Source organism: Clostridium sp. CTA-5 (assembly GCF_054768135.1).
In genome coordinates, this window is sequence record NZ_BAAAAT010000010.1 from 116,743 (window position 1) to 128,603 (window position 11,861).

The following is an 11,861-nucleotide window of genomic DNA, read 5'->3' on the forward strand; positions in this document are numbered from 1 at the left end:
TTTAAAGAGGAGAAAAAATAAATGGCAAATAAAATACAAATTAAAAGAGGAGTAAAATCCAATTTACCAGTTCTAAATGTAGGAGAACCAGCATTTACAACTGATACAAAAGAATTTTTTATTGGAGATGGTTTAAGTAATATTGAGTTTGCTAAACAATCAGACTTAGAAATAACTAATACACACTTGAAAGATATTGAAAACAAAGTTAATAATATAAAAATTGTAGATGGGACTACAACAAATAAAGGAATAGTTAAATTAAATAATGCTACTAATAGTACAAGTCAGACGGAAGCAGCTACATCATTAGCTGTAAAGGTTGCTATGGATAGAGCAAATGAGGCTTTTCAGTCTGCCAATAACGGAAAAACTATTATAGCTAACGTTATTGGCAATGTAAGTGGAAATAATACTCATGCAGAAATAGCCAATAGGATTCAGGCAGATAAAAATACTATGGCCAATAATCTTAATAGTAAGGGTGTTGGTGCTAATGGAAATGAAGCATTAGCTAGTCTAGCTAGAAAAATAGGAAATATACCAACTACAAAAATTGCATCAGGAACTGGAATAATGAAAGAAAATATTAATTTAGGTTGGAGACCTAATGTTGTATTAATTAAAAGTTATTACAGAAATAATTATGCTCATGATGTTTATTCATGCATATCTGGAACTATTAGTTTTGAAATAGACATGAGAAGTTCTGGGGCTGATTTAATGGAAACGAAGATTAAATTGCAGGACTCGGGATTTATTTATGATCGTTTAACAGGAGGTTCAAAATATAATACATTTAATTATTATGCTATTGGATAGAAGATGTAGAATATGCAAATATATTCAAAAGTCTATTTTGATTTAAAATATGGGGAAATTTTATTAATTACTGCTGAAATGCAAGGAGATGTAAAAAAACGAATAAAGAAGAAGATTTAAATATATATAATTAAAAAAAGAGATAAATACAGTATTAATTACACCAGTTGTTACACAATAGTTTATAATAACGAAAAAACTAAATAACTAATAGACAATAAAACCAGCACCACAAAAGGTGTTTTTTATTGTCTATTTTTAAAAGATTAATTTATCATTTATATTTTAAAAACTAATTATAAGTAAAAATAATAAATAATATTGAAAGGAGCTACTTTATGGATGAAATAATGAAAATGGCGTTAAGTCAGGGATTAGGGTATGCATTATTTGTTTTCTTGCTACTATATGTTTTAAAAACCACGGGAGATAGGGAAACAAAGTATCAGAGTTTGTTGGACGCATTAGCTGAAAAGTTTAATGTTGTAGAGGATATAAAAGATGATGTAAAAGAAATTAAAAATAGGATTGAAAGGTAAAATTAATATTTATATCGTCTAAAGATAAATAATTTAAGACAATTAGTTTATTTTAAGAATTTATTATTATTTAATTTATTAGAAAAGGAAGAGATTAAATGAAAGGTATAGATATAAGTAATCATAATGGGGATATAGATTTTGATAAGGTTAAAAAAAGTGGGATTGAATTAGTATATATAAAAGCGACAGAAGGAACAACTTATCAAGATCAGTATTTAGAAAAAAATTATAGTGAAGCATTAAAACAAGATTTAAAAGTTGGTTTTTATCATTTTTTAGTAGGGTCATCATCACCGGAAACGCAGGCAGAAAATTTTTATAATAATATAGTAAATAAACAAAATGACTTAAAACCATGTTTAGACATAGAAGTTAATAATTTTGATGTTATGGATTATGCATTAAGATTTATAAATAAATTTGAGAGTTTATGTAATTTACCTTTATGTATTTATACTGGACCATATTTTGCAAATGATAATTTAGATGATAGATTAGTTAAATATGCATGTTGGATAGCTCATTATGGAGTAGATACTCCGATGCAAACAAAGATATGGAAAAATAATTATGCAGGTCATCAATTTACTGAAAAAGGTAGAGTTGATGGAATAAATACTTATGTAGATATGAATAATTTTAATGAAGATATATTAATAAATAATAAAAAAACAGGATATATAGTTACTAATTATTTGCCTAATGGATATAGAGGAAATAGTGAATTTGAAGGTGTAGATCTAGAGTATGTACTGAGTTATTTTGAAAATATTAGGTGTTATATAAAGCACAATGATAATGGAATTTGGATAGAAACTCAAATATTACCTATGAGCAAATGCCAAGAGCTAAAAGATAAATTAGGCAGTTGGTATTATGAAATAAGGCAATAAATTAAGTAGAATTTTAAAAAAATACAATTTTTTTGTAAAAACACGTTAGATTTATAACTAATAATATATAGATTCTTTAAGAAAATAAAAGATTATAAGAGATAAAATGAGTTAAATAAAATATTTAAGCAATTATAAATAACATACTTAAAGATATAAAATTAAGGTATTGTATGTAAACATTTAAATAATGGGCATTATAGAAAGAATCAGATATATATAGAAAATAAAAGAAAACACTATATAAATATCAACTAAATCGCTTGATAATATGGAAAATGAAAATTATTGATTAAAAATCACGTTGTTTAAGTATAAATTCGGAGTATAATTCAGTTCATGATTTATAATTTGAATTTTAAGAGGTGATTATATGAAATTGGTATCTTTAGCAGTACTTATATTTGTCTTTATAGTAATATCTATTTATGTTGGTAAGTATATGTACAGTATTTTATTTAGAAGCAAATCTTTTGTTGATCCAGTTATGGACAAGATTGATAATGCTATATACAAGATATCAGGAATAGAAGAAAAAGAAATGAGTTGGAAGGAGTATGTAAAATCTTTAATGATAACTAACATTATAATGTTAGTTGCAGGATTTATATTGCTTATGGTTCAGCAGTATATAGTAGGTTCAAAAAATCCTTTAATAGACATGAACTGGCATACAGCATTTAATACGACAATAAGCTTTATGACAAATACTAATCTTCAGGATTATACGGGAGAATTAAATTTAACTAATATTTCTCAAATGCTTGTAATAACCTTTATGATGTTTACATCAGCAGCAACAGGTTTTGCAGCATGTGGAGCATTTATAAAAGGTATTACAGGAAATTCATTAGGAAATTTTTATAAAGACATTGTAAGAGTAATAACAAGATTATTAATACCTGTATCAGTAATTGCTTCAGTAATTATGATCTGGCAAGGAGTTCCTCAAACTTTAGAGGCTCACAAAGCTATTCAAACACTTGAAGGGCAAACTCAAACTATAGCATATGGGCCAGTTGCAGCATTAGAGAGTATCAAGCACTTAGGTACAAATGGTGGTGGATTCTTTGGGGCTAATTCAGCTCATCCATTTGAAAATCCAACTCCAATTACAAATATGTTAGAAATATTATTAATGATGTTTACTCCAGGTGCATATTTTTATGTATTTGGAAAAGCTGTTAAAAATAAAAAACAAGGAATGGCGATGTTCTCAGCAGCATTATTTTTATTCTTAATTGTTATACCAATAATATATAATGCAGAACTTGCTGGAAATGCAACTATGAATCACGCAGGTATTATGAATACACTCGGAAATATGGAAGGTAAAGAAGTAAGAAATGGTATATTTGATTCATCTTTATTCTCTGTTGTTACAACTGCATTTACAACTGGTTCAGTAAATAATATGCATGATTCATTAACACCTATAGGTGGAGCAGTAACTATGTGGAATATGATGCTTAACCTAGTGTTTGGTGGAAAAGGTGTAGGCTTTATGAATTTAACAGTCTATGCAATGCTTTCAGTATTTATATGTGGTCTTATGGTAGGAAGAACTCCAGAATTTTTAAGAAGGAAAATTGAAGGCAGGGAAATGAAATTAATTGCGGCTATTATATTAATTCATCCAATATTAATTTTATTACCAACAGCATTAGCAACAGCCACTGGACAAGCATCATTAAGTGGATACCATGGTTTGTCAGAAGTATTATATCAATTCTGTACTTCAGCAGCAAATAATGGATCAGGATTTGAAGGCTTAGCAGATGGTACAACTTTTTGGAATGTATCAGCAGGTATAGTAATGTTTTTAGGAAGATATGCATCAATGATACTATTATTAGCTTTAGCAGGTTCATTGAAAGAAAAAACTCCTGTACCAGAAGGAGCTATATCTTTTAGAACGGATAAATCTTTATTTGTAGGTGTATTAATAGCAATAATTATAGTTATAGGAGCATTAACATTCTTACCAGCATTGGTACTTGGACCTGGAGCAGAGTTTTTAACAATATCTTAATTGGAGGTATAACAAAATGAAAGGTAGTAAAAAAAGTTTTATTACGAATAAAATGATTAAAGATGCTATAAGAGATTCTTTTAAAAAATTAAATCCAAAAGATATGGTTAAGAATCCAGTAATGTTTATAGCATATTTAGGAATGGTAATTACAGCAGTTTTAACATTCTTTCCTCAAATAGCTGGAGAAAATGGAAGAGTATATAATGGGATAGTTACAATTATATTATTTGCAACAATATTATTTGCAAATTTTGCAGAAGCTATTGCAGAAGGTAGAGGAAAAGCACAGGCAGATACTTTAAAATCAACTAAAAAAGATACAAAAGCAAAACTTTTAAAACAAGATGGAAGCTATATAATAATAAATGCTTATGAACTTAAAAAAGGAGATATTGTATTAGTTGAAGCAGGAGATATGATACCAAATGATGGTGAAGTAATAGAAGGGCTTGCTTCAGTTAATGAAGCGGCAATAACAGGAGAATCAGCACCTGTTATTAAAGAACCAGGTGGAGATTTCTCATCAGTTACAGGTGGAACTACTGTAGTATCTGACTGGATTAAAGTTGAAATAACTTCAAATCCTGGAGAATCATTTTTAGATAAGATGATTTCACTTGTTGAGGGAGCTTCAAGAAAAAAGACTCCAAATGAAATAGCACTTACAACATTATTAATAGCACTTACAGTAATTTTTATAGTTGTTATTATTTCTTTACTTCCAATAGCAAATTTTGTTGGAGTAAAGCTTGAAATTTCAACATTAGTTGCATTATTGGTTTGTTTAATACCAACTACAATAGGTGGTTTGCTATCATCAATAGGTATAGCTGGTATGGATAGAGTCACACGTTTTAATGTTATAGCAATGAGTGGTAAAGCAGTTGAAGCATGTGGTGATGTTGATGTTATGATATTAGATAAGACAGGAACTATTACATTTGGTAATAGATTAGCATCAGATTTTATACCTGTTGAAGGTGTATCAAAAGATGAGATTATAAAATATGCTTTAATAACATCAATAAAAGATACAACTCCAGAAGGAAAATCAACTATTGAATTAGGTGAAAAGTTAGGATTTAAAATAGACGAAAAAGATTATGAGAATGCAGAATTTATAGAGTTTACAGCTCAGACTAAGAGTAGTGGGATTAATTTTGACAATGGTGAAAGGGTTAGAAAAGGGGCAGCTTCATCTATTATTGAATTTGTTAAAGAAAATGGAGGAGAAATCCCTAAGGATTTAAAAGAAAAGGTTGATAATATATCTAAATTAGGAGGAACTCCATTAGTTGTAGCAAAAGAAAATAAAATCTACGGTGTAATTTATTTAAAAGATACAGTAAAACCAGGGTTAGTTGAAAGATTTCAACAATTAAGAGAGATGGGAATTAAGACTGTAATGTGCACAGGAGATAACCCATTAACAGCAGCTACAATTGCTAAAGAAGCAGGGGTAGATGAATTTATAGCAGAATGTAAACCAGAAGATAAAATTGAAGCAATAAAGAAAGAACAAGAAAATGGTAAGATTGTTGCTATGACAGGTGATGGTACCAATGATGCACCAGCACTTGCACAAGCGAATGTTGGACTTGCAATGAATTCAGGAACTATAGCGGCAAAAGAAGCGGCAAACATGGTAGATTTGGATTCAGATCCAACTAAAATATTAGACGTAGTTGGAATAGGAAAACAACTTTTAATAACTAGAGGAGCACTTACAACATTCTCTATTGCAAATGATGTTGCAAAATATTTTGCAATAATACCTGCGATGTTTATGTTAGCAATTCCTCAAATGCAAGTATTAAATATAATGAGACTAGCAAGTCCTAAATCAGCTATAATATCTGCATTAATATTTAATGCCATAATAATACCATTATTAATACCTATAGCATTAAAAGGTGTTAAGTACAAACCAATGAATCCTGAAAAAATATTAAAAAGAAATTTAAGCATATATGGACTTGGAGGAATGTTAGTTCCGTTCATTGGTATTAAGATAATAGATATTATTATATCACCATTATTAGCTTTATTAGGTATATAGGAGGAATAGATTATGGATGACTTAAAAAAAGGAATAAAATTAACTTTAGTGTTAATGATAATTTGTGGTCTTGCATATCCATTATGTATAACAGGAATAGGTCAACTATTATTTCCGAGTCAAGCTAATGGTAGTATTGTAAAGCATGATGGTAAGGAAGTAGGATCAAAGCTTATAGGTCAACAATATGAAGATGATGGCCATTTTGTTGGAAGAATATCAGCTGTGGACTATAACACATCAAAAGACGGACAAGAAGTAGATGCCTCTTCAGGTTCACAAAATCTTGGAGTAACAAGTGATGTTTTAAAGGAAAGAGTAGATAATGATGTAAAAGCGTTTTTAGAAAAGAATCCGAACCTAACTAAGGAAGATATATCTTCAGAACTTATATCACAATCAGGATCAGGACTTGATCCTGACATAACACCTCAAGGTGCCAAAATACAAGTAAGTAGAGTATCAGAAGCAACTGGAATTTCAGAAGAAGATTTAAATAATCTTATTTCAAAGAATACAGAAAAAAGATGGCTTGGTATGTATGGTGAAGAGAGAATTAACGTATTAGCATTAAACTTAGCAGTGGATGACATGAAAAAGTAGACTATGGTAAGATAAAAGGGCATATTATAATATAATGGTTAAACTCGGATAATAAATTCTATCCCTCATTTAAGTGTAAATTTTAAATGAGGGATAGAATTTTGTTTATAGTACAATATCAATATTTATTAATGTACATTCAAAAAAAGGATGTAGTAGATTTGCTTTTACACAAATATTACTACATCTTCTAGAATGCACCTAAATTGTATCATAAGGAACTACAATTATTTGAATGTCCTTAGCTTGTTCTAAAAATTTATTTGTTGTAGAACCTCTAAGTAATTTTTGAAATTTACTTCGTCTAGGATGTCCTATTACAAGTTTTGTTATATGTTTTTCTTGTGCAAATTTTAATAATGTATTAGAAACTGATTTACCAGATAATTCAACGACAGTAGCATCAAGTTGTTTAGCGAGTTCTACATTACTTTGAAGTTCTTTAAGTCTTTCTGGTGTCTCTTTTGTAGAGAATATATGAGTACATTTAACATAAACAACATAACAGGTACATTTATATTTTCTAGCTAATCTAGCGCCAAAACGTATTAATCTTTTTGATTTAGGATTAGAAGAAATTGATACCATGACTCTTTCACAAGTATACCAGTTATCATGAATATCATGATCATTCTTATATTCTTCTAAATGTTCATCAACTTCATCAGCGATTTGTCTTAAGGTTAATTCTCTTAACGCATTAAGATTTCCATTTCTAAAAAAATTTTTTAAAGCAGATTCTATTAAGTAAGGTTTATAAATATTCCCCCTTCTTAATCTGCTTCTTAGAGAATCAGGAGGGATATCAATTACAACAACTTCAGCATCAGCAATAATTTTATCAGGTATTGTTTCTCTGATAGCTACTCCAGTTATTTGCTCTACAATATCATTAAGGCTTTCTAAATGTTGTAGATTTACAGTTGAATATACATTAATGCCTGCATCTAGAATTTCTAATACATCTTCATACCTTTTCTTATTTTTTGATCCAGGAGCATTTGTATGTGCTAGTTCATCTACTAACACTAGGCTTGGCCTTCTTTTAATTATTGAATCTACATCCATTTCTTTTAAAGTAATAGAATTATAAGTTATTTCTTTTAAAGGTATAATTGGTAGATTTTTCAGCTGATTAATTGTATTTTCTCTTTCATGACTTTCAAAATATCCAATAACAACATCTTTTCCACGTTCATATCGTCTATTTGCTTCATTAAGCATAGTATAAGTCTTTCCTACACCAGGTGCATATCCTAAAAAAATTTTAAGTACACCTCGGCTTTGTTTTTTACATTCCTTTAAAGCTTGTTCAGGAGTAATTCTTTTTTCTCCCATATAAAATCACCTTATTTCAAAATTTTTAATTTATTAGAAAACTCTTTGAATAAATTCCCTTTTTCTATATAACCTTGGCTTATTAATAAATCTCCAAATTTATCATAAACAATAGGATCAGTTGGTGATTTGCTTAAAGCAGATTTTATATCACTTATATTAAGTGTTTCATTTTCAGGATTTTCATTAATAAATTCCTCATTATAATTAGGAAATATTTCGTTTAATATTTTTCTTATTGTATTTGCTGTAAATGGTTTTTGTAAATATGCTATTGCACCAAGTTTAGTAGTTGTAATTGCATTTTTTATGGTACCGAAAGCTGTCATTATAACTACATTAAAATTATATCCTTCATTTATAATTTGTTCTAATAAAGCAGTTCCGCTCATATTTGGCATTTTAACATCAATAAATGCTATGTCAAAATGTGTATTAGATATTAATTCCAAAGCTTCTTTAGCATTACTAGCACAATAAACATTAAATTTCTCATCTTTTAAGCAGTGAGATAATAGAAGCCTGATATTTTTTGTATCATCTACTATCAAGGCTGTTTTCATATAAAATTCCCCCTAAGTTTCCCCATAATAAATATTTTCATTCATCTATACTACTTTAGTTTATTTTTATTATCAACAAATAATACTTTAAGAAAATAGGATTATACTAGATTAAAGTTGCAAAATAAAGAGAAGAATTAATCTAATAGTCAATAAATGGTTAGATTATAAAATAATATTAAGATATGAGTATTAGGCAATATTTTATAACTAGAATATAATTTAATAAATAAAAGTTAAGAGGTATTTAAAAATGATAAAAAGCATGAAATCTAAGATATCATTAATTTTAATAGTATTTATATTACTAACAATCATTGATAGTTTAGTGTCGATTAGTTATTTTAAAAAATTAGAAAAATCAATAGATTCAATAATGCATGCAAATTATGATAGTGTTGTTGCAGCTCAAAATATGAATAATGCATTAGAAAGACAAGATAGTTTAGAGGTTGCATTTATATTTGAAGATAATAAAATGTTACCAGATGATTATGAAGGAAATCATATGAAATTTTTAGAATGGACATATAAAGCTAAAAATAATATTACAGAGAAAGGAGAAAAAGAAACATTAGAATTAATAGAAGACAATTATAATGAATATTATAAAAAGATAAGGGAATTAGAAAAAGTTAAATCTGTAGATGGAGAACAAAAGGCAAGTAAATATTATTATAATGATATTTTACCATTATTTAAAGACTTAAAAGAAGAATGTGATTCACTTTTAGAAATTAATCAAAAATCAATGGTGAATATGAAATATCAATCAAAAGATTTAGCTTATAAGGCTATAATATATACACTTATTATTTCATCTTCAATACTTATAATAGGACTTTCTATAATAGGTTATTTATTAAAGAAAATAATACATCCAATTCAAGATTTAGCAATAGGGATTAAAAAAGTTTCAGAAGGAAATTATGATTATATAATTCCTCTTAAAAGAGAAAAAGAAATCAATCATCTTTTAGAAGATTTCAATGGAATGGTAGAAAAACTAAAAGAATATGAAACATTAAATATCAATGAAATACTTAGGGAAAAACAAAAGGCTGAGGGAATAATAGAAAGCATGGATTTTCCTATAATAGTTACAAATGATGATAACAAAGTAATAATGTTAAATAAATGTGCAGAAAGATTATTCGATGTTAAAGAAAAAAATATAATTAATAGACATTTTTTAGAATGTATAGAGAATAGGGAAATATTTAATATAATACAAAAAACTAAAACTTCTATTAAAGAATATAAAAGTATTCATGATATAGAGTTAATCCAAAATGATAATAAAGTATATTTTAGAATAAGTGTAAATCCAATATGGTTTGAAAATAATGAGAATATAGGAACTGTTACAGTAATGCAAGATATAACTAAATTTAAAGAAATAGATAATCTTAAATCAGAGTTTGTATCAAATGTATCTCATGAATTTAGAACACCATTAACATCAATTTGCATGGCTGTTGATTTATTAATAGATGAAAAAAATGAATCTCAAATGGAACTTTTAACGATAATTAAAGAAGAAGCAGAAAGGTTAGATAAACTAGTAGGAGAGTTACTAGATTTATCTAAAATGGAAGCAGGAAAAATAGAAATGGATATAAGAGATATAGATATAAAAGATATAATAAATCAAACTAAGCGTACATTTAAGATACAACTTGAAGAAAAAAATATAACATTAAATATTGATTCTGATAAGATTACAAGAAAAGTAAAAGCAGATATTAATAAAATGCTATGGGTTATGGTTAATTTAGTTGGAAATGCATTAAGATATACTAAAACAGATGGAACTGGTGCTATAAATATAAAAGCGAAAGAAGTAAATAATACAATGCTAGTTTCAGTTTCAGATAATGGTCAAGGAATTTCAGAACATGATCAAAAAATAATATTTCAAAAATTTATTCAGATAAAGGATAGTAATGGAGAAGTAACAGGAAGTTCAGGCTTAGGACTTGCTATATGTAAAGAAATTATGAAGGCACATTTAGGCGACATATGGGTAGATAGTAAGCTTGGTGAAGGAAGTACATTTTATTTTACTCTTAAGCTAGGAGGCATGTTAAATGAAGAAAATATTAATAGTTGATGATGAAAAAAATATCAGAATAAGCATTGAAAAATGTTTACTTAAAGAAGAATATGATGTAGAGTGTGCTAGTGATGGAGAGGAAGCTTTACAAAAGATTAAAACTAAAAATTATGATCTTATTTTAATGGATTTTCAAATGCCTAAAAAAACAGGATTGCAAATATTAAAAGAAATAAGAGAAGAAGGAATATTAACAAAGGTAATAATAATGACTGCTTATGGAACTGTTGATATAGCTGTAGATTCAATGAAGTTTGGCGCAGTAGATTTTATAAGCAAACCTTTTACAACTAAAAAAATAAAAGAACTTATAAAATCTATATTTGACAATGAAATGAATATTATAAGAGTAGATAAAACTGTGAATGAATATATAAGATTAGCTAAAGAAGCAATATTAAAAAAAGAGTTAGAAAAAGCAAGAATACTTCTTAAAGAAGCATTAATTAATGATACAAGTAGTCCAGAAATACAAAATTTATTAGGAGTTATTGAGGAAAAATCTAATAATAAGCAATTAGCTCAAAAATATTATAGAGCAGCATTATCATTAGATCCAACCTATACTCCGGCAGATAATAATTTACAAAGAACGGTATTATATAATCAAATGGCAACAAGAGTAGATTTAGGATAAATATATAATTTTATATTAAGGATTGTATAAAAGATTATCAATATATTAAATTAATCATAATATATATATTGATAAGATTATGTTTTAAGTGAATGTTGATATTGTAGTATAAAGCTCATGGACAGGGGAATTTGCTTTAAGAACTCTAAAATAAAGCTTAGTCCAATTAATGCATGCTCCCAATCAAAGATTGCTGACAAGCAATTAATTGTACAAATCTTCATTAAGAGTTCTAAAAAGTAAATTCCAATGC

At 27.5% G+C, this 11,861-nt stretch carries 10 protein-coding genes; 8 read left to right on the plus strand and 2 right to left on the minus strand.

Annotation, left to right across the window (positions count from 1 at the left end):
- The first annotated feature begins 21 nt into the window (after positions 1-21).
- From ACYUET_RS15860 to kdpC, 6 genes are all read left to right on the plus strand, one after another.
- Positions 22-822 (plus strand): tail fiber protein, encoded by an 801-nt coding sequence (locus ACYUET_RS15860; RefSeq protein ID WP_460281239.1) that lies wholly within the window; start codon positions 22-24, stop codon positions 820-822.
- A 338-nt stretch (positions 823-1,160) separates the two neighbouring features.
- Entirely contained in the window at positions 1,161-1,361 is a 201-nt protein-coding gene (locus tag ACYUET_RS15865) for a BhlA/UviB family holin-like peptide (protein ID WP_460281241.1), read from the plus strand.
- A gap of 98 nt (positions 1,362-1,459) precedes the next feature.
- Positions 1,460-2,257 (plus strand): GH25 family lysozyme, encoded by a 798-nt coding sequence (locus tag ACYUET_RS15870; RefSeq protein ID WP_460281243.1) that lies wholly within the window; start codon positions 1,460-1,462, stop codon positions 2,255-2,257.
- 373 nt (positions 2,258-2,630) lie between these two features.
- A complete protein-coding gene (gene kdpA / locus ACYUET_RS15875; protein WP_460281244.1) occupies positions 2,631-4,289 on the plus strand; it encodes a potassium-transporting ATPase subunit KdpA in 1,659 nt (552 codons plus the stop codon).
- A gap of 16 nt (positions 4,290-4,305) precedes the next feature.
- Positions 4,306-6,351, plus strand: a complete 2,046-nt coding sequence (gene kdpB / locus ACYUET_RS15880) for a potassium-transporting ATPase subunit KdpB (RefSeq protein WP_460281246.1) — start codon at positions 4,306-4,308, stop codon at positions 6,349-6,351.
- 12 nt (positions 6,352-6,363) lie between these two features.
- Entirely contained in the window at positions 6,364-6,954 is a 591-nt protein-coding gene (kdpC, locus tag ACYUET_RS15885) for a potassium-transporting ATPase subunit KdpC (RefSeq protein ID WP_460281247.1), read from the plus strand.
- 201 nt (positions 6,955-7,155) lie between these two features.
- On the opposite strand, the gene ACYUET_RS15890 is transcribed toward kdpC, so the two are convergent.
- Together ACYUET_RS15890 and ACYUET_RS15895 are read right to left on the minus strand one after the other, a co-directional pair.
- On the minus strand, positions 7,156-8,292 hold the full coding sequence (locus tag ACYUET_RS15890; protein WP_460281249.1) for a universal stress protein: 1,137 nt from the start codon (positions 8,290-8,292) through the stop codon (positions 7,156-7,158).
- Between the two features lie 11 nt (positions 8,293-8,303).
- Positions 8,304-8,855, minus strand: a complete 552-nt coding sequence (locus ACYUET_RS15895) for a response regulator (RefSeq protein WP_460281250.1) — start codon at positions 8,853-8,855, stop codon at positions 8,304-8,306.
- 253 nt (positions 8,856-9,108) lie between these two features.
- On the opposite strand from ACYUET_RS15895, the gene ACYUET_RS15900 reads away from it, so the two are divergent.
- Together ACYUET_RS15900 and ACYUET_RS15905 are read left to right on the plus strand one after the other, a co-directional pair.
- Positions 9,109-10,968 carry a HAMP domain-containing sensor histidine kinase gene (locus tag ACYUET_RS15900; RefSeq protein WP_460281251.1) on the plus strand — a complete coding sequence of 620 codons (1,860 nt, stop codon included), beginning with the start codon at positions 9,109-9,111 and terminating at the stop codon, positions 10,966-10,968.
- Positions 10,946-11,608, plus strand: a complete 663-nt coding sequence (locus ACYUET_RS15905; protein WP_460281253.1) for a tetratricopeptide repeat protein — start codon at positions 10,946-10,948, stop codon at positions 11,606-11,608. The genes ACYUET_RS15900 and ACYUET_RS15905 overlap by 23 nt, the downstream gene beginning before the upstream one ends.
- Positions 11,609-11,861: the final 253 nt, after the last annotated feature.